General features: G+C 32.0%; 24 protein-coding genes. 14 read left to right on the top strand and 10 right to left on the bottom strand.

Features of this window, described 5'->3' with window-relative positions:
* Positions 1–191: 191 nt before the first annotated feature.
* Positions 192–1,796: a CotH kinase family protein gene (locus H0Z29_04205; GenBank protein MBO8130709.1), complete on the bottom strand. Its 1,605-nt coding sequence runs from the start codon at positions 1,794–1,796 to the stop codon at positions 192–194.
* A gap of 131 nt (positions 1,797–1,927) precedes the next feature.
* On the opposite strand from H0Z29_04205, the gene H0Z29_04200 reads away from it, so the two are divergent.
* From H0Z29_04200 to H0Z29_04190, 3 genes are read left to right on the top strand one after another with little or no spacing between them, the layout of a single operon-like run.
* Positions 1,928–2,974, top strand: coding sequence for a hypothetical protein (locus H0Z29_04200; protein MBO8130708.1), 1,047 nt, complete (start codon positions 1,928–1,930; stop codon positions 2,972–2,974).
* Positions 2,975–3,748: a polyphosphate polymerase domain-containing protein gene (locus H0Z29_04195; protein ID MBO8130707.1), complete on the top strand. Its 774-nt coding sequence runs from the start codon at positions 2,975–2,977 to the stop codon at positions 3,746–3,748. It abuts the gene before it with no gap.
* A gap of 14 nt (positions 3,749–3,762) precedes the next feature.
* Positions 3,763–4,434 carry a DUF4956 domain-containing protein gene (locus H0Z29_04190; protein MBO8130706.1) on the top strand — a complete coding sequence of 224 codons (672 nt, stop codon included), beginning with the start codon at positions 3,763–3,765 and terminating at the stop codon, positions 4,432–4,434.
* A 28-nt stretch (positions 4,435–4,462) separates the two neighbouring features.
* Here the strand turns inward: H0Z29_04190 and H0Z29_04185 are convergent, their stop codons facing one another.
* Complete coding sequence (locus tag H0Z29_04185) at positions 4,463–5,308, bottom strand: tRNA (adenine-N1)-methyltransferase (protein ID MBO8130705.1); 846 nt, start codon at positions 5,306–5,308, stop codon at positions 4,463–4,465.
* Positions 5,309–5,507: 199 nt separating this feature from the next.
* On the opposite strand from H0Z29_04185, the gene H0Z29_04180 reads away from it, so the two are divergent.
* The 4 genes from H0Z29_04180 (at position 5,508) to H0Z29_04165 (ending at position 12,320) form a co-directional block, all read left to right on the top strand.
* The gene (locus H0Z29_04180) at positions 5,508–7,976 is read left to right on the top strand and encodes a TonB-dependent receptor (GenBank protein ID MBO8130704.1); all 2,469 of its coding nucleotides are present in this window, start codon (positions 5,508–5,510) and stop codon (positions 7,974–7,976) included.
* A 186-nt stretch (positions 7,977–8,162) separates the two neighbouring features.
* A complete protein-coding gene (locus H0Z29_04175; protein MBO8130703.1) occupies positions 8,163–9,146 on the top strand; it encodes an aldo/keto reductase in 984 nt (327 codons plus the stop codon).
* A 16-nt stretch (positions 9,147–9,162) separates the two neighbouring features.
* Positions 9,163–10,233 carry a glycoside hydrolase family 88 protein gene (locus H0Z29_04170; protein MBO8130702.1) on the top strand — a complete coding sequence of 357 codons (1,071 nt, stop codon included), beginning with the start codon at positions 9,163–9,165 and terminating at the stop codon, positions 10,231–10,233.
* Between the two features lie 560 nt (positions 10,234–10,793).
* Entirely contained in the window at positions 10,794–12,320 is a 1,527-nt protein-coding gene (locus H0Z29_04165; GenBank protein ID MBO8130701.1) for a response regulator, read from the top strand.
* Here H0Z29_04165 and H0Z29_04160 read toward each other — a convergent pair.
* The 8 genes from H0Z29_04160 to H0Z29_04125 all read right to left on the bottom strand — a co-directional run bounded on the left by H0Z29_04160 (position 12,317) and on the right by H0Z29_04125 (position 18,949).
* Entirely contained in the window at positions 12,317–13,594 is a 1,278-nt protein-coding gene (locus H0Z29_04160) for a TRAP transporter large permease subunit (protein MBO8130700.1), read from the bottom strand. The genes H0Z29_04165 and H0Z29_04160 overlap by 4 nt on opposite strands.
* Before the next feature lie 10 nt (positions 13,595–13,604).
* Positions 13,605–14,081, bottom strand: a complete 477-nt coding sequence (locus H0Z29_04155) for a TRAP transporter small permease (protein MBO8130699.1) — start codon at positions 14,079–14,081, stop codon at positions 13,605–13,607.
* Positions 14,059–15,075: a TRAP transporter substrate-binding protein DctP gene (dctP, locus tag H0Z29_04150; GenBank protein MBO8130698.1), complete on the bottom strand. Its 1,017-nt coding sequence runs from the start codon at positions 15,073–15,075 to the stop codon at positions 14,059–14,061. Before dctP ends, H0Z29_04155 begins: the two co-directional genes overlap by 23 nt.
* The gene (locus H0Z29_04145) at positions 15,068–15,937 is read right to left on the bottom strand and encodes a hypothetical protein (GenBank protein MBO8130697.1); all 870 of its coding nucleotides are present in this window, start codon (positions 15,935–15,937) and stop codon (positions 15,068–15,070) included. Before H0Z29_04145 ends, dctP begins: the two co-directional genes overlap by 8 nt.
* Complete coding sequence (locus H0Z29_04140) at positions 15,934–17,439, bottom strand: DUF3108 domain-containing protein (protein ID MBO8130696.1); 1,506 nt, start codon at positions 17,437–17,439, stop codon at positions 15,934–15,936. The genes H0Z29_04145 and H0Z29_04140 overlap by 4 nt, the downstream gene beginning before the upstream one ends.
* A gap of 108 nt (positions 17,440–17,547) precedes the next feature.
* Positions 17,548–17,994, bottom strand: coding sequence for an Hsp20/alpha crystallin family protein (locus H0Z29_04135; GenBank protein MBO8130695.1), 447 nt, complete (start codon positions 17,992–17,994; stop codon positions 17,548–17,550).
* 236 nt (positions 17,995–18,230) lie between these two features.
* Positions 18,231–18,368 carry a hypothetical protein gene (locus tag H0Z29_04130; GenBank protein MBO8130694.1) on the bottom strand — a complete coding sequence of 46 codons (138 nt, stop codon included), beginning with the start codon at positions 18,366–18,368 and terminating at the stop codon, positions 18,231–18,233.
* Between the two features lie 140 nt (positions 18,369–18,508).
* On the bottom strand, positions 18,509–18,949 hold the full coding sequence (locus H0Z29_04125; GenBank protein MBO8130693.1) for a hypothetical protein: 441 nt from the start codon (positions 18,947–18,949) through the stop codon (positions 18,509–18,511).
* A 314-nt stretch (positions 18,950–19,263) separates the two neighbouring features.
* Between H0Z29_04125 and ftsE the strand changes: the two genes are divergently transcribed.
* From ftsE to H0Z29_04090, 7 genes are read left to right on the top strand one after another with little or no spacing between them, the layout of a single operon-like run.
* Positions 19,264–19,923 (top strand): cell division ATP-binding protein FtsE, encoded by a 660-nt coding sequence (gene ftsE, locus H0Z29_04120; GenBank protein ID MBO8130692.1) that lies wholly within the window; start codon positions 19,264–19,266, stop codon positions 19,921–19,923.
* Positions 19,920–20,795: an ABC transporter permease gene (locus H0Z29_04115; protein MBO8130691.1), complete on the top strand. Its 876-nt coding sequence runs from the start codon at positions 19,920–19,922 to the stop codon at positions 20,793–20,795. Before ftsE ends, H0Z29_04115 begins: the two co-directional genes overlap by 4 nt.
* 43 nt (positions 20,796–20,838) lie before the next feature.
* Complete coding sequence (hrcA, locus tag H0Z29_04110) at positions 20,839–21,873, top strand: heat-inducible transcription repressor HrcA (GenBank protein ID MBO8130690.1); 1,035 nt, start codon at positions 20,839–20,841, stop codon at positions 21,871–21,873.
* Between the two features lie 13 nt (positions 21,874–21,886).
* Positions 21,887–22,429 (top strand): nucleotide exchange factor GrpE, encoded by a 543-nt coding sequence (gene grpE, locus H0Z29_04105; GenBank protein ID MBO8130689.1) that lies wholly within the window; start codon positions 21,887–21,889, stop codon positions 22,427–22,429.
* Positions 22,422–23,570: a molecular chaperone DnaJ gene (gene dnaJ / locus H0Z29_04100; GenBank protein ID MBO8130688.1), complete on the top strand. Its 1,149-nt coding sequence runs from the start codon at positions 22,422–22,424 to the stop codon at positions 23,568–23,570. Before grpE ends, dnaJ begins: the two co-directional genes overlap by 8 nt.
* 36 nt (positions 23,571–23,606) lie before the next feature.
* Positions 23,607–24,008, top strand: a complete 402-nt coding sequence (locus H0Z29_04095; protein MBO8130687.1) for a helix-hairpin-helix domain-containing protein — start codon at positions 23,607–23,609, stop codon at positions 24,006–24,008.
* Positions 24,001–24,792 (top strand): hypothetical protein, encoded by a 792-nt coding sequence (locus H0Z29_04090; protein ID MBO8130686.1) that lies wholly within the window; start codon positions 24,001–24,003, stop codon positions 24,790–24,792. The genes H0Z29_04095 and H0Z29_04090 overlap by 8 nt, the downstream gene beginning before the upstream one ends.
* The last annotated feature ends 14 nt before the right edge of the window (positions 24,793–24,806 follow it).

Here is a 24,806-nt window from a genome sequence, read left to right as displayed (position 1 = left end):
CCCCAGAATAAACAATGAGTTCAGCTCGAAGCTTAGAGATTAGGCTTATTGTTTTGATATAGCTGTATAATTTACTATTAAGTTGGTAGGAAATAAGTTTATTAAAGATAATGTTAAATAATTTATGCTCAATGATATTGGTAATTGATACAAAATGGTATCTTTTTTTGCTATTTTGATTTAATTCAATTCTATTTAAGGATTATAAATTTATTTTTTAAACTTAGTTTTCCTGCTTTTACTTCAAGTATAAAAATATTGGATTCAAATTTTGATAGTGGTATTGTTAAAGTACTAACGTAATCATTTACTGTAACATTATTAAGACTAAAAACTTTTTGTCCCAGGATATTATAGACATTTATATCTATATTTTCAGGAATAATGCTTAGTTTAATTTGAATGTTAATTTCACCATTGGTAGGGTTTGGGAATAATTTCAATATATTATATCGTTCTGGTTTATTATGGTCATATATTAAATCAGCATAATTAAGAGCGGTATCAATCCATTTTATCCTTTGAATAATCCAGCTTTTTAAGTATAAGATTTCATTTTCCCAAGAACCTCCAACGAAATTATTCGGCCATATCCAGGTATTTAAAATATCCCACTTTTCGAAATTTCTTCTTGCAGCATCAGAAATATAATTAGTTAATGAGTCTATAAGTAATAAAATATGATTTTCTGGAATTATATCATTCCGTAATTCACCCCATCTCTGTTTGAACTTTTGCTGAAAGAATGGATCATTCCACATTTTATTCCACCAGAAAGGAATTTTAAAGGAATCATCATCTGGAATCCCTTCTATAATCTTCCAGCCTGTGTATTTTTCTGCATCGTAATAGTTTACATTTCCAAATGCTAAGTTATAGTCCCATATTGGTCCTGCTGTAAGTCTGCCATCTTTGTCATCTCTATCTTTATACATAAAAAAACTAAGCCTATAGGCATCAATGTTTTTTGATAATTCTGAGATTATAGTAACATCGACGAAAGATTCTATGTTTACTTTTTTGTATTTTTCTTCAGGCTGGTCACTATAGTTTATATTATTCATTTTGTACTCAAAACTGTCAATAAAGCTTATAATATAATTTTTCTGAACCTCAAGTATGTCATCGGGATCTGGATAGTGGTATTGGTAGTAAATATTATGCTGAGAGTACCAGCCTGCTGTTTTACTTCCCTCAGTTTTATCAATTTTTATAATATAGCCTCCTGTGATGTCAATTCCTTCAATGTCAGTTGTAGCTAATTTTGATATATCTACCCTATTCTTGTCTCTTTTAATTTTTTCAATCAGTAGATATAATCCCTTATACTCATTATTAAGGATTAACTCACAAAATCTGAATCTTGGTGAATACCACCCCATTTCTTCATACAACTTGTATGCAAGAGCATTTCTTATTAAGGATTTATCACTATATGGTCCGTATAAAATCCAATCGTTTTCCTCAGGCATGCCAAGTAATGAGACATTTAGGTTATTGCCATCGGTATCTCTTGTTTCAATGGAATATGATTTTTTAGGAAACATTTGCGAAGATGAACCACGTGTTTCTATTCCAATCAGTCCATCATATTCATTAAATTTATCTGAAATATAATTGATTTGATTTTTTCCATTGTATATTATACCCATATGTGCAGTAATTTTAGGCTCGTTGGGAATAGTATTATCGGTATTAATAACTACAATTGGTAGATTTGATTGTGTTAAACTTTGACTCAACAGGTATGTTGCTAGTAAATTGATTATGGTTGATAATCTTACCAATTTTTTCATTAATTTATTTTAAGTTATTACAATTACTTTGTCTATAAAAAATAATAAAGAATTTATTTATTGAAGAGGTTTGCTTTGTGATTGAGGAAAATATCAAGTAATTTACTATAGATATTTGTTGGGTTTTACTAATGATTAAAGTTAGGCCAGCTATATTTATAGTAGTGCTGATTATTTTAGTTTTTCTTTCTTCTTATTTTTTAGAATTAGATTATAAGATAAACATTTATGGAAAGGTGTATCCTGCTAAGGAATTTTTCATCATGAATCAGGGGGGTGTATTTTCCTTTAAATTAATCGATTATTTATTCGGTTTCATTACAGATGAAACGGTTTATAGACCAGAAAGAGGAGATATAGTTCAATTTCAGATTAAAAACTTTAATAATATGAACTGGATAATTAATAAAGGTGATACAATTGGTATTTTTCTTTCTTCCTATATAAAGCAGAAGATCAAAGAGTTAAAAGGAGAGCTTGCATATTCTGTAGCTGAGCTTAATTATTACCAGTCACCACAAAAAGATGCAATTATTGAGCTCGCAAAAGAAAAGTTAAGTTATGCTAAGAGAGACTACAAGCATAAGAAAAGAATCTATGAAAGATCAAAAGAATTATATGAAAAAGAGCTGATATCTGAGGAGGAATTTGACATAATCAAGAATGATAAAGATTTAGCAGAGATTAATATAAGAATAGCAGAGGCAGAGTTAAAAAATGTAAGCACTGGCGAAAAACCTGAATTGATTGATATGACAAGAGACAAAATTAATAAATTCAGGACAATGCTTGATGAATTGGAGAAGCAAAAAGAGTTGTTGTATATAAAAGCACCTTTTTCTGGTAAAATATTACCAGCATATTCTGCTGATACTTTGTGTATCCTTATGGATAACCAAAATTTTATTATTGTAGTACCAATTGATATAAAAATATCCCATGAAATCAAAAAAGGGATGGAAGTTAAAGCTAAAATTGTAGGGAAAAGAACACGAACTCTATTTGGTGAAGTCAGCAGAATATCTGATGAAGTTGTAGTACTTAATGGCAAGCAGAAACGGCTGGTATTTGTTGAGATTCACAATGGAATGAATGAACTAATAAAAGGGATGATAGCTAAATGCAGTATTAAAGTAGGGCGAAGAAAAATAATTAGCATATTATTCAGGTATTTCTAAATGTCAAGATTGGAATATAAATATCTATTTCACAACAGCATCTTTGATAGATTAAAGAGTAAATTGGACTTTTTTATTATACCGGATTATTACGGAGGTCACAGGAGAGAAGAATATATCGTTAGAAGTATATACTATGATACTCCATTTTTAGAATACTACTACAGGAAAGAAGCAGGTTTTATTATCAGAAAAAAGATAAGGCTTAGAGGATATGATGATTATAATCCAGAAAAAATAGTTTTTTTTGAAATAAAAAGAAAACTGAATGACAGAATATTTAAAGAAAGAATTCCTCTGATTTTTTCAGATGTGAAAAATTTCTTAGATACTGGTAATGTTACGAAGAATATTGAAACAAACGGAATCCTGAACATTGAAAAGGCTAAAAATCATTTTTTATTCCATTATTATAGAAAATCTCTGGCTCCAATTGCTTTAGTTGTATACGATAGAGAAGCTTATTTTTCTAAGTTTGATAAAAGTTTAAGGATAACCTTTGATAAAAATTTACGAGCAAAGCTTTTCCCTGTTGTGAATGAGTTATTCTCAGATTCTGATTTAGAATTCGTAATGAAAAATTATTTCATTCTTGAGGTAAAATTTTATAATAGTTTGCCAGAATATTTAGTAAAAATACTTGGTGAAATTTCTGCCACTAGATTAGCTTTATCCAAATATGTGATGAGCATTGATAAACTAAAAGGGAAAGATAAATTATTGTTTTTACCTGAAAAAATAATAAACCATGGAAGAATTGCCTGTAGGTTTTAAAAAAGGAGATAAAAATGCTTGATAGTTTGAGTGATATATTCGTAATTACATTATCAATTCAACAGGTTATCGTAAACTTATTAGTTGCATTTATCAGTGGGTTTTTAATTTCTATCATATACAGAATCGTGTACACTGGAGTTGGTTACACAAGATCATTCATCGATTCAATTGTTGTATTATCTATGATTACAAGTGTTGTTATAATGGTAATCGGGAATAATTTAGCGCGGGCTTTCGGATTGGTGGGTGCAATGTCAATTATTAGGTTTAGGACAGCCGTAAAAGATATTCAAGATATTGTATTTATATTTTTTGCACTGACATCTGGTATGGCTGCAGGTGTGGGATTGCATTTGTTATCAATTATTGGTGTTCTGGTTATAGGTAGTATATTAATTTTATTTTCCAAAAGGAAAATGCTATTTAAGCAGGGCTATGATTTTCTTGTTCAATTCAGATATTCCGGGAAAAGTGATTCTCCACCTTATATAGAGGTTTTGAAGAAATTCTGTCGATCGTCGAGATTGATTAATGTCCGGAGTACTGGTAAAGGTGAGGAGTTAGAATTATCTTACTATGTGCATTTAAAAAAAGAGTCCGACCATCAAAGACTTTTAAGAGAATTGAATTCGATATCAGAAATTGAGAATGTAAATTTTTACTATGATGAAGAAAATATATAATCGTTTAATAGAATATCAGACGGATGACTCATTCTTTTTCTGTTTTATTCTTCCAGCTTCTACCCGTTAAGAATGAATACCATAATTTATTACTTTTACATATTAATTTTCGTGCAAATAGTAGATATCCTGTATGTCCAATCATTTTTTCATCTGGGCGAAATCTATCAGCAATTGTCCTGTATTTTCTAACTAACAATTCTTCTACTTCAATATCACCAAACTGTGAGTCTTCAAGCACTTTTAGAAGTTTTATGACCTGATTTGCTGTTGGAACAAGGCAGCCAAGGTAACAGCCAGGTTTTAATGACTCATATGCCTGATTGATGTAGTCCCAGGGATTTTTTAAATCATAAAAAACCGCGTCTACATCTTTTTCATCGAAACCATTTGCAATATCTCTTTGTTTTAATTCGACAAACTCAGACATCCCATGAGTTTTTATATTACCTTTTGCATATTTGATCATATCATCACGAATTTCATATGTAAAAATTTTACCATCAGGTTTTACAAAATTAGCAAAAAATATCGTTAAAGCACCACTGCCTGTTCCCGCTTCTATAATCTTTTTTCCGGATGAAATATTTAATTTCATCACTATATAACATGCATCTTTTGGATATATTATCTGGGTAATCCTTTTTGTTGATTGAATTATATCATAAATTGAGGGTTGTAGAATTAGGAAAGGTTGATTATTATTAGAGAATATCTCGTCACCATATTTCATTCCTATTATCTCTTCATGGGAGATTACTCCTTTATCTGTTTCAAATTTTTTATTTTTTACCACCTTGATTAAATATCTTTTACCTCTTGGACTTATTAAAAGGACTGTATCGCCTTCTTTAACCCTATTCTCTGAAACCATCTTATTCACCCAATAGAAAAATAATAAAGGGGGAGAAAAATTTCTACTTAAATTGAAACGTAAGTACATTTGATATTAAAAAAATATATCGTTGTAAAAAATTCTATGATTGTAATTAACCAAATTGGAAAATAATTGTCTAAGTTTTGAACATTGCTGATTTTGGACAATTTTATTTTTTACATGGAGGCAGAATGAGATGAGGAGGTTGTATTTAATTCTAGTTATTGTTATTTTGACACAGGTAATGATTGGTCAACCTATCAGACATCCTCAAGGTATTTTGGGACAGTTTAGTAAAGTTGGAGGTAAAATAACAGGTATTGTCCAGGATTCTGTATCAGGAAAATATATCGAATATGCTAATGTGATGCTTTTTACCTTACCTGACAGTACTATGCTAACAGGTACCATAACTGATAAACATGGGCGATTTGTTATTGATGGAGTTAGACCAGGTAGATATTTTTTAAAAGTTGACTTTATTGGATTTAAGATGAAAGATATCAATCATATTGAGATAAAACCCAGTAATATGGAAGTTGATATGGGTGTAATTAATCTTATTCCAAGTGTTATTCAGATGGGTGAAGTAGAAGTTGTTGGTGAACGTCCATTAATGAATTACAGTATAGATAGAAAGGTGATAAACGTTGATAGACATATAACATCTTCTGCTGGTACTGCTATTGAGATACTTGAGAAAGTCCCTTCTGTAAATGTTGATATAGAGGGAAATGTAACTTTAAGAGGAAGTGGCAATTTTACAGTTCTGATAGATAATAAACCTACTATCCTTGAGTCAAATGAAGCATTACAGCAAATTCCAGCTGCTGCAATAGAAAGGATTGAAATTATTACAAATCCTTCTGCGAAATATGATCCTGATGGAGTTGCTGGGATAATTAATGTTATACTTAAAAAAGATGTGAGTCAGAAGTTTGGTGGGCTTATCAATTCTTCCGTAGGTTCAAATGGACAATATGGTGCAAATGTTACTTTATCCTCAGGGAATAAAAAGGTAAGATATAGCCTTGGATTGGATTATAACCGTAGAAATTTTCCTGGAAATAGAAATATGGTTAATGTAACCACTGTGAATGGTATAACCTCGATGATAAGTACTATAGGTTCATCTAAAAGAATCTGGAATCCCTATGGGATAAGAGGTGAAATTGTTCTGGATATAACGAGTAAAAGCATATTAAATATTGGTGGCAGATTCGGACTAAGAAGTATGGAAAACTTTTCAAAATCGGTGATTACACGTACATATTCCAATACCAATATAGATATCAAAAATAAAAATGTAGAAAAATGGAAGCGAAGTGGTTCTTTCAGGTCATTTTACGCAGATTTTACACATAGTTTCAACAATAAAGGAAATTACTTGAAAGCTCAGATTAACTACGGTAGTCGAGGGGGAGATGAAAAGTCGGTTACAGAGATGTATGATGATTTTGGCAATATAATATATGGACAAAAGAATATTGAAGAAGGTCCCGGATCACGGATGAGATATAGACTTGAATATGTATTGCCCTTTGACAGCGTAAGGAAGTTTGAAGCCGGGATTGTGGCAAGAATCTCAAAATCTGAGGATGGGACAGAATACTATGATTATGATACTCTGGGAAGTGAGTATGTATTCCATCCAGAGTTTAGCCATACAATAGATTATTCGAGGAATATACAGTCAATGTATGCTCTATATTCAAGTCAAATTGGGGATTTTGGGTATCAAATTGGAATACGTGGGGAGTATACATATAGATACATAACTTATGTGGATAGTAGCTATAATTTTAAAATAGATAGATGGGATTTTTTCCCCACATTTCATTTCTCTTACAAAATTAGCAATATTCAACAACTAATGATGAGCTATTCAAGAAGAATTCGGAGACCCAGAGGATGGGAGCTCGAACCATTTCTAACATGGATGGATGCCTATAATGTTAGAAAAGGTAATCCAGAATTAAAGCCAGAATATACCGATTCATATGAGGCAGGTTATCAAACTTTTGTGGGCAATAATTTGGTTTCTATAGAGGGATATTATAGGAAAACATATAATAGAGAAGAAAGAGTTCAATCAGTATATAAAGAGAATATAATTTTGCATACTGTTACTAATGTAGGTAGAGATCAGGCACTTGGTTTGGAATTTATGGTTAATTTCAATCCATTCAGATGGTGGAGTTTTGATTTGATGTTGAACACCTATGATTACAGGATTGAGGGTAAATTAAACGATAAAGATTTTTCAAGGCATAGTTTTAACTGGAATACAAGATTTATAAATGAGTTCAAAATATCAAGGCGACTTCAAGCTCAGTTGATGTTAATGTATAACAGTCGTTCAGTATCTGCACAGGGAGAAAGAAGCGATTTTTACATAATGGATCTTGGTATTAGATATGATGTTATTCCAAAGAAACTGACGGCGATATTACAGGTTAGAGATCTATTTGATACAGGAAAGTTTGAGTTTAAAAATTATGGAGAGGGATTTTCCACTCATGGACATTTTGAAAGAAAGGCTCCTATATTTAACCTTACATTAAGGTATAATTTCAACAATTATCGTGATGAGAGAAGGCAAAGGCAATCTGGTGAACAGGATTTAGAAGATTTTGAAAGTCCATCAGAAATACAGGGGTATTAGCAGCTTTAATTAAGAATTTACAATCGAGTCAATAGATAAATTCAGTGTTGAATTCTATCATAATATAACGTGTTTTTAGCTAAATAAGAGTATTATGTTTGACTATTTTATTCATATTACTTACAATTTTGTACTATGTTTGAATTTTGCGATATGATGTAATATAGAAATTAACAGGAGGTTAATATGAAGTACAGAAAGTTGGGAAGAACTGGTTGGGAAGTATCTGAGATAAGTTTTGGATGCTGGGCTATAGGAGGTGATGTATGGGGTAAGGTAGAAGAAAATGAGGCTATGGAGGCTCTTCGTAAAGCGGTTGAACTCGGTGTTAATTTTTTTGACACAGCTGATGTATATGGTGATGGCAAGAGCGAAAGGTTGGTAGGTAGGTTAAAAAAGGAATTCCCGCATATAAAAGTTGCAACAAAAGCTGGAAGAAGACTTTATCCCCATATTGCTGAAGGATATAATAGGGAAAACCTTGAAAGATTCATAGATAGGAGTCTTAAGAATCTTGGAGTTGAAGTTATAGATTTGCTTCAATTACATTGTCCACCATTTGAAGTGTATTATACACCCGAAGTTTTTGACATTCTTGACGAATTTGTTAAGAAGGGCAAGATCCTGTATTATGGAGTGAGTGTTGAAAAAGTAGAAGGAGCGATCAAAGCTATTGAATATCCCAATGTGCAGACAGTCCAGATCATTTTCAATATGTTCAGGCATAGACCATCAGAATTATTCTTTGAACTTGCTAAAGGGAAAAAAGTGGGAATTTTAGCACGAGTTCCCCTTGCTTCAGGACTTCTGACAGGTAAATTCACAAAGGATACAAAATTCGATCCTCGGGATCATAGATCGTTTAATAGAGATGGTAAGGCTTTCGATAGAGGAGAAACTTTCTCAGGTGTTGATTATGATATAGGATTGCGTGCAATGAAGGAGTTAAAGAAAATTTGCCCACAAGGATTTACAATGACACAGTTTGCGCTGAAATGGATACTAATGTATGATGCTGTTACCTGTGCAATTCCGGGAGCTAAAAGAGCTGAGCAGATAGGAGAAAATGTTAGAGCTTCAGATCTACCTTACCTCACCAGTGATGTTATGCAAAAGGTCAAAGAAATTTATGAAAAATATATAAAAGAGCAGGTACATCAGAGATGGTAAAGGGCATTAAATCGATATGATTGAGAAAGGAATTAATATGGTGAGAAGGGAATTTTTATCGAAATCATTTGTTTTTCCTTTTTTCCCTTTTATTAAGAATTGTAAAGTATCAATTAATAGAACAGAATATATCAATAAGGAGAGTAAGCTTGCTAAAGTAAAAAAGGTATTACTAACGATGCAGAGAGCATCATGGGAGCACGGTATAGCGGCTCAGGCTTTCTATGAAGCTGGAGATATGGAAATTGCATATCTTATGGCGGTTGAGGCTGTCCATCGACAGAGCGATGAAGGTCAGCTCTGTGTAATGTATTATGAGAATGGTGTGACTGATCCAGCATCGGCGGGCGAAGTTGTTTTCAGAATGTGGGAAAGAACCGGAGATGAATATTTTAAAAAAGGATATGAAAGGATGTTGGATTATTTAAAGAATAAAGCTCCAAGGACAGATGGTATTTTGCATCATGTAAAGAATGCTCCCGAACTATGGATTGACTCACTCTATATGGCACCACCATTCCTTGTTGTTGTTGGCGAGTATAAAGATGCGATACATCAGATAAGGGGATATAGGAAATATTTGTGGGATAGTGATAAAAAGATGTTCAGGCACATTTTTAATATAAAAGAGAAAAAGTTTCGGCGTGTTGATTTCTGGGGTGGAGGAAATGGATGGGCAGCAGCAGGTATGGCAAGAGTAATTGATACTTTACCTGAAAATTACAGTGAAGAAAAAAGGGAAATTATTCAATATGTAACTGAATTACTATCTGGCTGTATTGAATGTATGCGTGATGATGGGCTTTTTTATGATGTTATTGACAATAAAGATAGTTTTATTGAAGCAAATCTATCTCAGATGCTTGCCTATTCAATTTTTAAAGGGATAAATTCGGGGTGGCTGGATAAGAGATGGCTAAAATACGGAATAAAGATGAGAGGAGGAGTAAGCAAGTGTGTAGATGAGCATGGTTTTGTACGTAGTGTATGCGGGGCGCCATTTTTTGACAGACCTGGCACATCAGCTGAAGCTCAGGCTTTTTTTATATTGATGGAATCTGAATATGAAAAATTAATAAGCAAATAGCAATTTCCCTATCGCCATGCTTTGCAAATTCTAACAATATGTCTTCCCAGATTGCGTTTTCTGTAGTTCTTTGCTTTTTAGTTCACATAGGTATCTCAATGTCAATAATACGCCGCTTTCTTTAACTGTTGTGTAGATTGTCTGGGTGAGCTATTTATAATATATCATAAAAATTTGGTAAGAGTGATTTTTTGGAATACCTGTAAATTTTGCCAATATATTAAGGAATCGTTGGGTCTGTTAAATCTTTTATTAAAGTTAATAAAAGAAGGTTATCGCATTTCAATTTTATTGATATTCAAATAATTGCAATATACATATATTATATTTAAATTTTTTTATGATTATAGAGCTTGTGTGTAAAATATTTAATCTGAAATCCATTAAGTATGAGCAATTTTGTTTGTTAAATAGAGACATAGGTTTAAAGGGCAGAGGATATTCGTAAGTGAGTTATTTTAATTTGAAATATACTGATAGTATACTAAGATATTATGACAATGAATTGATTCTGATAATTCCATTGTTAATTTTTTAGTCAAATTAACAGGAGGTTTAGAATGGATAGAATTTTGCCCGATTTGACGCTGGATAAATTATATGCAAGATTATTCGAACATAGTCCAATTGGTGTTTATGTTGCATCTTATGATGGTAAATTCATAAAAATAAATAAAGCGGCGATGGATATACTCAGGATAAAAAATACACAAGAAATAGATGAGATGAGCATTCCCAGATTTTATAAATATCCTGAAGAAAGGAGTTTATTTCTTGATAAATTGACAAAAGATGGCATAGTAAGAAATTTTGAGGTACAAATAGTTCGTGCTGATGGAAGCGATGCTGTTATATCTGTGACGGCGGTTAATATTGAAGAAGAAGGTAAATATTATGCTGGGTTTATTACAGATATAACTGAAGAAAGAAAAAAACAGGAGGAAGCAGAGTTGCAAGCACGCCTTGCTGCTGTGGGTCAATTGGCAGCTGGTATCGCCCATGATTTTAATAATTTGCTTACACCAATTATCGGATGGGCACAAATATTAATTATGAAAAAGAATATATCTGCTGATTTAAAAGAACCATTGGAAATTATTGTAAAACAGGCAAATAGTGCTGCAAATTTAATAAGACAAATACTTGACTTTGCAAGAAAAACTGAAGAAGAATGGACAAATATTGATCTTGTACCATTCTTAAAAGAATCGGTAAAACTTCTTAAGAGAACAATCCCAGAGAATATAAATATTGAGCTTGAGTACGGTAAAGATAATTATATTGTATTTGGAGATGTGTCAGGACTAGCGCAAATTGTTACAAATATTGCTATTAATGCTCGGGACGCAATGCCATCTGGTGGAACATTCAAAATTAAAATTGATAAGATATTTATAAAATCAGAGAGGGAAAAACCAATACCTGAGCTTACCACAGGTAGCTGGATAGAAATAAAATTCATAGATACAGGCTCAGGTATACCGGACGAAATAAAGGATAGAATTTTTGAACCATTTTTCACAACAAAAGAAAAGGGTAAAGGAACTGGTATTGGTTTGAGTCAGGTACAGGGAATAGTGAAGCAGCATAATGGACATATTTCTGTTTATAGTAAAGTTGGAAAGGGAACTAAATTCACTATTTATTTTCCAGCAGTAGAGGCAACGGATAAAGAATTTGGTGAAAGCATTCTAAATAAGATCAAAGTAGAAAAGGGAAAGAAAGAGACTATTTTACTTGTAGAGGATGCTGATGCTGTAAGAAAAGCGATGTATGACATTCTAATAGGTTTGGGATATAGTGTATTGGTGGCGAAGAATGGCAGGGAAGGTTTAGATAAATTTAGAGAGAATAAGGATAAAATATCACTGGTTATAACCGATTGGGTTATGCCTGTTATGAGCGGATTAGAGTTTATAAGAGAACTGAGAAAAATAGATAAAAATGTAAAAATAGTTGTTTTATCTGGCTATGTGATAGGTAGAGAGTCAGAATTTGTGGACAATCTGAATGTCTCAAAATTGATGCAAAAACCGGTTGATATTACTACTTTTTCAAAAGAGATTAGGGAAGTGATAAAAGGTTAAATTTTATAAAATAGTTTGACTAAAATTAGACTTAAATCGGGGATATAGGTAATCAAAATCAGTCCAATTAACATTACAATCAAAAATGGTATGCTGACTTTATAGAGATACATAATTGATTTTTTGAAGCGGAAACTTGAAATAAAGAGATTTAACCCAACAGGTGGCGTTATATAACCTATTTCCAAATTAGTTAGAAATATAATTCCAAGGTGTATGGGATTTATCCCGTAGCTTAATGCTATTGGTACTATTAAGGGTACTACGATAATAATTGCAGAGAAAATGTCTAACAAAGCACCTACAATCAGAAGGAATATATTTAATAGAATTAGAAATGTAAATTTAGATGTAATGAAGCTTCGTATGATATTTAAAAGGTTTTGTGGTATTTGTGCGTCTATCATAAATGAAGTCAATCCCATAGAGCTTCCCAATATGACGAAGATACCCCCAACCAGTTGTACCGTATCTCTACAAACTGATAGAAGGTCATCTTTAATATTTAGGTCTTTTTTTACGAAAAATTCCACTATGAGCGTATAAAAGGCAGAGGTTGCACTGGCTTCTACTATGGTTAAAAAACCTCCATATATACCTCCGATAATTATAATGGGTATTGGCAACTCCCAAGCAGCTTCTTTTAGTGAAAAGGCAAGGTTTTTTAAAGAAAAAGGTGTTTTTGTCTTTTTGCCTTTTAATCCAAAATGCAGAGAATATATGGATAGAAGTATCATTAAAATTATACCTGGGATAATTCCAGCTACAAACAATTGGTCGATAGATACTCTTGCAATTATTCCATAAATAATCAAAGGTAGACTTGGAGGAAAAAGAAGCCCTAAACTGCCGGAAGAGGTTATTAAACCTAAGGAAAAATTCTCAGGATAATTTTTATTTTTTAAAATTGGGTAGAGAAGACCACCTATTGCAATAATTGTGATGCCTGATGCTCCTGTGATGCATGTAAATACAGCACATACAATTAGGGATACAATTGATAATCCACCTGGTATCCAACCAATAAGAGAATCAGCAAGGTTGAATAAACGTTTTGGCGCTTTGCTTTGGGCAAGGATATAGCCAGTAAAGGTAAAAAGTGGTATAGCAAGAAGCGTCGGCGCAGAAGCGATTCTATTTAGTTCGACAATTACTACAGTTGGGTCAATACCTGATTTAAAAAATTGTAGAATTGCTGATAATCCTATTGTTATAAATAGGGGAACAGACAGGAAAAATAGAATAATTATGAAAATTGTTATACTAAAAGACATATGTATATAACTACTTGTCAAAAATGTTTAAGAAAAAGGTTATGCTTAAAAGGAAAAATCCGATAGGTATAATAATTTCTACAGTCCACGCGGGTAGCATATTACCAACATATGAGCCTGATTCTATTTCCATTATAATAAATTTTATGGACAGGTATGTTAAGATAGTACATATTATTCCAGAAAAAATATTTACGAATATGTCAAGACCTCTTTTCAATTTGTACTTTTTACCTCTTTCAAGAAAAATAGGCAGGATATCTATTGAGAGATGTTTACTCCTCAAAGAAACTAGCAAAGCACCATAAAATGTGAGCCATAGGACAGTATTTCTCATAATGATTTCGAGAAAATTGAATGCAATAGAAAATATGTTTCTTAGTATGACCTGTAAAAAGGATACAAATACCAGTAATAATAATGTAATAGATGCAAAGTATGCTGTTATATTCTCAAGTATTTTTTTAGTTCTTCTCAGAATGTTCATTGCGGAATTCGTTTAAAAGTTTTTCCACTTTATCCAGAAGTTCCTGTGAGTATAATTTACCGATAAGTTTTCTTCTAATTCTTGCACCTATTTCATCAAGTTCAGCAATTGTCTCAGGGTCCTCAATATTGACAATTTTAATACCATTTTGATTTAATATTTCGATGGACTCTTTATTATCCTTTCTGGATTCTATGATCATTTGCTTGAGATATTCTTTTGTTTTATTGATTAATATCTCTCTAAGGTCTTCCGGTAGTTCATTTAATTTTTTTTGTGTTATCAGGACAGCGCCAAGGGAATTTGTAAGAGGATAGTTGAGCATATATTTGGTCTTTGTAAACCACTGTAGTGCCAGTGCTCCATAAGGTGATATATATACTCCATCTATAAGTCCGGTTTGGAGACTTGTGTAAACGTCAGTTATTTCGAGAGGAACTGCCGGTATTCCAAGCTCATCAAATGCTGCTTTTGCCAGGGGATCACCTCTCCAGAGCCACATTTTGACCTTTTTGAAATCTCCGATTTTTCTAATAGGGTAGTTTGTAAAAAGGTAGACATATCCTACTTCGGCAAGACCAGATAAAAAGAAACCTTTCTCTATGAATTTTGGTGCGAGCTCCTCAAAAATAACATTGTATATGTAATCTATTTCTTCCTTTGATTTAAAAAAGAAAGGGACTTCAAGTATTCTGATTTCCGGTACTATTTCTCCTAGACCAACACCTGTAAAAGTCGCTGAATGTATCTGTCCAAGTCTCATTTTTCTCAGCATATCCTTTTCGCTACCCATAATACCATTTGGATAGATAATGAATTTTAATCTGCCATTGGTAAGTTGACCTATCTCTTTTTCGAATTTTCTCATTTCCTTCATCCAGACTGAATTTTCTGGTGCAACTGTTGCCATTTTTATTATATATACTTTATCATTTGAGAAAAGTATATGAGATAGTAGTAATACTAGAATCAATAAAATAAATTTTTTATTCATATTCTACCTCCGGAAAGAATAGTTTTTCCTTTTCCAAAAATAGTCTTGCTTTTCTTTTTGCTATTGCATTCATAAGGTTATATTCTTTATTATTGGTTTTTGTATTTATAACTTCATTTAATAATTTATTGAAAAGTTCTTTATCCATCATTTGAACTGCATAATAACGAGCCATATATACCTTGGGCAGTAAATAGTCTTTACCATTTAATTTTATACATTTTTCAAAGTATTCTTTTCCCAATTCTGGATTTCCTCCAAACATAATGGGTTTAGAACAGTAATATGCTCCAAAGAATAGATATACTGCACCATTGTTGTATTCAGGATAGGTCGATTCTACTTTCCTCATTATCATTTCAACTTTAGCAAGATTGACGAGGCTTGTAGGGTCATCAAGATTATGTAGGATTAAATTGCTCCATGAGAAACCTATCCAGAAAAGAGCCGGGATATGTTTTTTTAAACAATTATTCAAAATAGATTCAAACTGAGGTATTTTCACACTTTCCTCAAACCTAAGATTTGGGGGTAAAGCATTTAATGCATGTTTAAAAGCTCTATTGTATAGTCTTATTGCTCTTGAAGTGTCATAATCTTCAACAAAACCTGTCACATAGGCACATAGAGCCTGTGCCATTAGTAGGTTTAAAACTTCATTGTCAGGATCTTTTGAAAGAAAAATTTGTAAGTTCCCGATATTTGTAACTATAAATTGCTCTGCAATTACAAGATCACTTTCTTTGTATATTACAGTTGAACCAGAGGTAACAAATTTTGTGATTGGTCTTAAAATAAGTTTTGTACTACAATTGTAATAAGTTAATAAAAATGATAGTGAAAGTAAGATAAGTCTTTTCATCTTGCGTATCTTCTCAATCTTAAATCTTCAATTGATGCAAGTTTTATTAAAATCCTGCCGACCCATATTTCAAAATCAGCCTGTAATGGTAAATAGGTAATATCATTTTTAAACCAACCTCTAAAATTCCCAGTAAATCCCAGAATACCTTTATAATGATTTTTCCCCGTAATTAGTAATCCCATTTCTACCTTTCCATTTAATTCAACAGGCTCGAGTTTGTTCGTATAGTTTATGTCTGATATAACAAAATTTTCATCAATTATTGTCATCACCCTTTCACTTCTTCTTTCTTTTACTACCTGTCGTGCATAAAAAAGGATTGATGTACCATCAGTTGTATATTTAGGAAGATATTTCTCAAGATATTGAATGTGTCCATCTTCCTGAACAATTCTGCATATGAACTTCCCATTTTTTCTGTCGAAATCATATATTTTATTATTAATTATTTTGTTTTCTCTTGTATGTAGATAATGTCTTACCGCAAATTTAGTGTCCCTATCTAAGTAAGTTATATAGTCGCTATGTACAGTCGCAATAAATTCAAGCATTGGGTTTGAATCTATACTAAAATATACTTTATAAACATCAGTGCCATTAAAATTTAGTGTATCAGCAATTTTTGTATAAAGCTCACCCGACCTAATTGGACCATAATATACGCTATATAGCTTCTCCTCACCAATAGGGAAAAATCTATCTTTTTTTGTTCTTATGGGTGGTGGAGTGAAAATGTCGGTGTACGGATTATGTATGTTTTTGCTTTCGAGCCATTCAATAACTCTGTTTGCATCTGGGTGATGAGGGTACAAGTATGCAAAGAGTCCATAGTATTTTATTGCCTTTTTAATGTCACCAATATCGTTGTATATATCAGCGAGTTGTAAAATTATCTCAGCATCGTAGCTGTGAGACATTCCTTCTTTTAAAATTTTTATTGCTTTTAATGTATCTTTTGAAATTAAATAACACTTCGAAAGTGGTGGATAAATTTTTGTGTATTTTTTATTTTTTCTCTTAGCTTTTTCAAAATAATAAGTTGCTTTTTTTATATTACCCTTTTGAAAATATATTTTCCCAAGCTCATAAAGGGGAAGTTCTGAAAATTTATAATAATCAGCCGAGGATTTAAAAAATATTATAGCATCTGCAGTATCCCCACTGTTATAAAGTATCATACCTACAAGATATAAAGCAGGTCCATATCTTCTATTTTTATTGAGTGCTTTTTTTATATAGTTATAGGATATAGAGTATTCTTTTTCTAGAAAGTTTAAAAAGGCGAGATTGTAGTACAATATATAGATATTTGAAGTAGCGGTGTCAAGTTGAGCGACAAATAGAGATTCTGCAAGAGCGAGATTGTTTATTAACCACGCTTCTTGAGCAGGAGTGATTTCGGGTGCTATGGACGGATCTATTATTGATGGGTATGATTTACTACAAGTAATGATTATAAAAAAGCATATGACTACATCTTGTAATAAACATTTCTTCATAATCTACTTTAACAGCCGTAGGAAATTTATTAGAAGAAAAAGTAAATTAAAAGGATAAAAAATAAAAAGCCGGCGAAAGCCGGCTTAAGTTTGCTAATTAGATCAAAATCACTTGACCTTAATTTCAATCTCCTTTGCCATGGCTTCTTTCTTTTTAGGAATAGTTATGTGCAGAATTCCATCCTTATATTCAGCCTGTACATTCTCGGTTTCAACCATGTCTGGAAGTCTGAATGTTCTCTGGAATTTACCATAAACTCTCTCAGATCTGTGATAGTCTTTCCCTTTCTCTTTCTTTTCGCTCTTTTTCTCTCCAGATATCGTGAGCATATTGTCCTTAATTGTAATTTTTACATCATCTTTTTTAACTCCTGGAAGCTCAACAGTTACATAATAATCTTTTTCTCTTTCCTCGATATCAACTGCTGGATAAAAATTCGTAACCAGTGTGTCTTCCTCCTCCTCAATTCCAGAGAAGAAGGTGTCAAATATACGATTGACTTCATTATAAAGATCTAATAAGCTTCTCCTTGGAGACCATCTTACGATTGCCATAGCTCACCTCCTTTCTATTTTTTATTTTTCTCACTTCATCAAAAATCACTTTTTATTCTTTTCAATCTGTATGCCATATAGTTTCTTTTGAAACTATTTCACATTCAATTATTTAATTTTTTCATAGCGATCGTATATTTTTCAGAAAGGTATGCTTGATTGACTGAATTAAAGAATTATTGTCTTAGTGAATATTTATTTGGTTAGTATTCGGTCATTCTATTTATTGCTTCGCTTCATACAGGGTAGAAACTATCAAGCGGATTTGAAAACATGATACAATTAAGGGAAGGTTTGTAAAACCTATTTCTCATGTATCCGATACCCTGAAAGGTACCTGCATATCTATAATATTTTTTATATATTTTAATAATTGCTTTTTCATTTCCTCATTTTTATCAGGTATGTTGTAATATAATGTTTTATTCCATGTAGTTGGTATTTGTGTATATTTTTTAACAAGTTTTTTCAATTTTAAATTTTTTATGTCAGTAAGGGTAGTTAAATTTGGTTCTCATGGTTCAACCCCAACTGGATAAAAATCTTCATAAGCTACGCTGGAGAAAGAATATTCATCTTCCAAACTAGTAAAAGAATTACTAAACTCATACATAAAAACATAATTTTCCGGGCTAAAATCTTCTTTTATGCTGTAACAACTAAAGCAAACTGAATAAACATTGAATATTCCACCATCGTGTTTATTAGAATTTATCAAAGCATATATTTGATTATAAGATACTGCGCAAGCTACATCCATGATTTTCTTATTACTGAAAGATAAAATATACTTATCAATGCCGAAGGTATTGTAGGAAAAATCAAAATATGAGTTTTTAAGGCTACTTTCTTTTGGATTATCTATACCAGATTCCTTAGATAACACCAGTATGTAGTAAACATTAAACTTATCTTTATTTTCTTTATAGGGTTGTATTATGAATAAGACATTTATAAAATGTTTTACGTCTTGTTTAAATTTTTAATTCATATTTTGTATAGCCTTCAGATAGAATAACAATATCTATTTATTTCTCAGTATTACTGTTGTACATTAATTTTTTAGACTTTAAACTTAGTGTCGACATTTCACTCTTAATATCTATTATTTCAGGATTTACGTAGAGTGAGCATAGTTTTGAACAGACATTTGTTTTATTTCTGGAATAAAAACTAATTTTTTCATATCGAGGTAGTTTTAATAAAATGATTAGATTTATTCACTAATTTTTTTAATATTATATTATGATATTTAAACTCGAAGGTTAAATGATAGTTTTTGAAAATGTAACTTCTACATTTCCTAAAGGTGCTGGAGTTAAGGATATAAATATCAGTGTGAATACAGGGGAGTTTGTATTTCTTATTGGTCCATCAGGAGCTGGTAAATCCACTATTTTAAGACTTATCTACATGGATATTTTCCCCGATAAGGGCAGGGTAAAGGTGTATAAATATGACAGTGATTCAATAAAGTATCGAGATATACCTTATTTGAGGCGTAAGATAGGAATGATATTTCAGGATTTTAAACTACTTAATGACAGGAATGTGTATCAAAATGTAGCACTTAGTTTATACATTTCAAGGTTTAGTTACAAAGACATTAAACACAAGGTATTAGATGTACTAAATAGTGTCGGATTAGGGCATAGGGTGCATTATAAACCACAGGAATTATCAGGTGGTGAGCAACAGAGAGTAGCTATTGCAAGAGCACTTGTAAAATCTCCAATTGTATTATTAGCGGATGAACCGACTGGCAATCTTGATCCTAAGGTTAGTGCTGATTTGATGAGATTATTAAAAAAGATTAATGAGGAAGGAACTGCAATTGTTATGGCAACGCATAATTATAAGTTGATTGACTATATTCCCAATCCTAGAATTATTCAAATAGATAAAGGTAGAATAGTCAATATTTCATGATGATTTTATTATTTTTAATTAAAGAGGGGTTTCTAAATCTTATAAGGTCTCAATATGCAGGCTTATTTACAATTTTTGTGATTGCTATCTCACTGATACTAATTGGATTTGGTTTTATCTTATCAAGAGATATAATATTTGCTGTGCATAAGATTAAGGCGCAATTCGAACTTGAGGTGTTTTTAAAAAAGGCATCAACAGAGCAGGATATTGAGGCATTTCAAGCTAAACTGGATAGTATGCCTGAGGTTCTACATGCAACGTTTATATCAGAAGACAGTGCTGCAAGGAGGTTTAAAAAAGAATTTGGTGAGGATATATATTCAATCCTTGACTATAATCCACTCCCACCTTCTTTTACGATTGAGCTGAAGCCAATTTATAGAAATTTAATTAGTATTGAGGGAATAGCTGCCAATATCAGGAAATTCCCAATTGTTGATGAAGTAAAATACCGTAAAAACTTATTGCTTGTTCTTGAAAGATACCAAAGGGTAGTATTTATTTTAGCTGGTTCAATTTTCTTGTTTTTTACAATAATATCGATAATTCTAGTTTCGAATTCAATAAAAATGACCATATTTGCACGAAGAGATTTAATAGAAACACTAAAACTTTTAGGTGCTACAGATATCTTTATAAAAATACCTTATTTTATCGAAGGGGCACTTGAAGGAATTCTGGGAGCTATGATTGCAGTAATATTTTTCTATTGTATGGGATATGTGATAAATAATTATCTGAGGGAGTTTCTTTATTATGAGATGAATCTGGACATGACTTTTTATATAAGTATGTTAGTAATAGGTTTCTTATTTGGTTTTATTGGAAGTCTAAGAACCATTAATAAATTTTTGAGTAAAATAGGATAAAATTTTTTAAATTATCCGTCGGTAGAACTTATGGGTTAAAGCTATGAGAAAAAAAATAAAGGGCATATTAACGGAAAGGGAAAAAAAAGTACTTGAAGCAATCATTTCAGATTATATAGACAGTGCATATCCTGTAAGTTCAAAGAGGGTACATAAGAAATATATGAGTGATATTAGTCCGGCCACGATAAGAAATACCATGTTTGAATTGGAAAGAAAAGGTTTTATAACCCAGCCTCATATTTCCGCAGGCAGAATTCCAACAGATAGAGGTTACAGGTACTATGTAGACTCGATTTTAAATTTCTGTGAGATTGAAGATTATATATATGAAAAAGTAGAAAGAGAGTTATTTGAAATAACAGTTGATATGACCTTGCTAATTGAAAAATCAGTAAAACTCTTGAGCGAGATTACTGATGAGTTGAGTGTTTTCGTAGCACCTTTATACACATCGAGTATATTGGAAAAGATAGACCTTATTTCTGTGTCAGAAAATAAAATAATGGTTATCCTTGAGATGAAATCAGGCTTGGTAAAAACAGCCATTTTGACAGTAGATACAAAGATAGAGCCGAGTAAACTTCCGCTCGTTGCTTCTGTTTTGAATGAAAGATTGTCTGGGGTGAAAGTATCTGAAATTGTAGAAACTATTCATGAAAGAATGGAAGACATAATAGATAACGTAATAATTAAAGTAATTATTGAAAATGCTCCTATTGTTTTTGATATGCCATATGTTGAAAAGGTAAGAATATCAGGTACTACTAATCTATTTAAGAAACCTGACTTTAAGGATCCGCAAAAATTAAGTCATATTGTAAGTAAAATAGAAAATGGCACTATAATTGCCCATATTTATAAAGCTCGGCTTACCAAGCCGGGCATTGTGATAATGATAGGAAAGGAAAACAAAAAAGATGCAATGAAGGATCTTAGTATTATAACAAATGAATATAGAGTTGGTGAAAGTAAGGGTTTTATTGGAGTTATCGGACCGAAAAGAATGGATTATAAGAATGCTATCAATGCAGTAAAGTGTTTTGCTGAGGTTATTTCATATGCATTTAACAAATAATTGAGGAACGGCCATGAATAAGGATGGTGTAAATAATAGCAAAGTTGAACAAATGGAAAAAGAAGGAAAGAGAAAAAGAAAAACACTTTCTCAGCAAATAGAAGAGCTAAAAAATGAGATAAAAAATAAAGATTTAATAATCAATGAGCTAAAAGATAAATATCTTAGATTACTTGCTGATTATGATAATTTTAGAAAAAGAACTGAGAAGGAAATTTTTGAAATTCAGGAGTATGGTGGAGAAAAAGTATTACGAGAGATACTGCCAATAGTAGATGATCTGGAAAGAGCGGTTAATTCAAATGAAAGCGAAGAGTCTCTTAAAAAGGGTATTGAATTAATTTATAAAAAGCTATTAAAAATTTTAAAAGATTTGGGTGTTGAACCCATTGAATCCTTGGGAAAAGAATTTGATCCAGATGTTCATCATGCATTAATGGTTAAAGAAACCAAGGACCATCTGAATAACACAGTGATTGAAGAATTTGAGAAGGGCTATAGATATAAGGATAGAATACTTAGACACGCTAAAGTAGTCGTTGGTAGAAATGAGTAAAGATTATTATAAAATACTTGGCGTTCCTCGTAATGCCACCAAGGAAGAAATCAAAAAGGCATATAGAAAAATAGCTCTAAAATACCATCCTGATAGGAATCCGGGGGATAAAGAAGCCGAAGAAAAATTTAAAGAGGCGGCAGAGGCCTACGCTGTATTAAGTGATGATGAGAAAAGGAAAATCTACGATACGTATGGTTATGAGGGTTTAAAAGGTGGTATGGGTGGTACGGGTGCCGGAACTGGGTTTAAAGATTTTGAATTTGATTTAGCTGAAGCGTTGCGGACATTTATGGAAGGTTTTGGAGGGTTTTCAGGATTTGAAGAGTTTTTTGGTACGGGGTACCGGTCGCGAAGTCGAACTCACAGGAATGTTTCAGAAAGAGGTTCTGACCTAAAAATAAATTTGCCTCTTTCACTTGAAGAAATATATTCAGGAACAAAAAAGAAAATTAAGATACGTAGATATGAAGTATGTACTGAATGTAAAGGTACAGGATCTCAAGTCGGTAGCTCAAGCATCATATGTCCTGTATGTCATGGAACTGGTGAGATAAGAGAAGTTAAAAGATCATTTTTTGGCCAAATCGTTAATGTAAGGACATGTTCAAACTGCATGGGTAAAGGAAAAATATTAGAGAAACCTTGCGCAGTATGTAGAGGTGAGGGACGGGTAAGGAAAGAAAAAGAAATAAAAATAAATATTCCACCTGGAGTTACTACTGGCAATTATATGACAATTAGAGGTGAAGGGAACGCTGGATATAAAGGAGGTCCCCGAGGAGATTTAATTGTCTTTTTCGAAGAAAAACCGCATAAATTGTTTACAAGGTCAGGTGATGATGTAATATTAAATATACATCTTACACCATCAGAGGCTGTTCTTGGTTCAAAAATTGAAGTACCAACATTAAATGGTGTTGTAAGATTAACTATTCCACCCGGGATACAATCAGGGAAAATGCTGAGGCTAAAGGAAAAAGGGATACCTCATCTGCATGGTAGTGGTAGAGGGGATCAGATTGTTAGAGTAATTATTGAAACTCCTCAATCGTTGTCTGAAAAAGAACGAAAATTGTACGAAGAATTAGCAACAATTGAAAATAAAAATTTTAATAGATTCACAAAGTTTAGCAAATAAAGATATTTATTATTAATTTAATCGTTATTTTAAAACATGAATTTATTAAAACTAACCAAACAAGAAAGATTAGTAATTTATCTATTGGTTATACTCCTTCTAGTTGGCGGTATTATAAGAGTAATTAGATACCGAATTTTTGAAGGTGTAGATTATAGCTCTCAGATTTTAGAGTTTAGACGGAAATCAATGCAGATTGGCTCAAATATGAGTGACGACTCTTCCGATACAGACATTATTATGGAAAAAATAAATATTAATACTGCTGGTATCGAGGAGCTTAAAAAAATTCCAAATGTAGGAGAGGTTATTGCTTTGAGAATAATTGAATATAGAGAAAAAGTGGGTAAATTTGACTCTGTTGAACAATTATTAGAAATAAAAGGTATAGGGGAAAAAACTCTTAGCAAAATTAGAGGAGTGGTTACAATTGAATAAGAAAGAAAAGGAAGCGATCATTATCAGTGATGAAGAAGGTACTATTGAGTATAAGCCTTCTACTGTAAAGTTACTTAATGTTTTAATTGTTATTCTTTCCTTACTTTTAATAATTATAATTTACGTTCCAAATAAGATATGGCAAGAAGAGGAATATTTCCGTAATATCGGAAGAAAACGGATGTCAATTTTATATGAAGTAGAAAAATATCTAAATCAGATGTCCGGTAGATACTTTGATAATCCTTATCTTGCCACAAAATTATTGACAGCAGTGCGCGATAGTACAAGAGCTGATAGTAACTTTTATGGTGAACAGGTAATAAAAATTCCTGAAGGTACTTTTACGTTAGATGTCGTCCAAAATTTTTATAAGACATTTGATACAACATTTTCCATCTCTTATGAAGTCAGGGATACTGTTGTAGATACATCGTATCAAATAACAAAATGGAATGCAGAACTATTCACTTTTGATACATTGTGGGTTCATTCAAGTAGGATTGGTGAAGTTCTGAAGGACCCTATGTTTCGCGCTATTATTGATACGGAGATTACCTCACGTGTTGCAACCGAAATATTATATAGAAGGTTTACACTTGATTCTGAAATAGTTGAGAACCCACTAACTGGAGAGCCATTTTTAGTTTTAATAGACTCCAGTGGAATAGCAATTAAAGATCCTATGAAAGGGTATAAAGAGCGGAGATATTTTGTTTTTACTTTCAGTGACACCAATTACGGATATATAAAAAATGGCGAGAAGAGTTGGGAAAGAAGATAACAGATGTGATGATA

This window comes from Candidatus Neomarinimicrobiota bacterium, assembly GCA_017656425.1.
Classification (GTDB): Bacteria; Fidelibacterota; UBA2242; order UBA2242; family B5-G15; genus JACDNV01.
The sequence above is the reverse complement of the archived record's forward strand: the minus strand, read 5'-3'. Positions and strand labels throughout refer to the sequence as shown.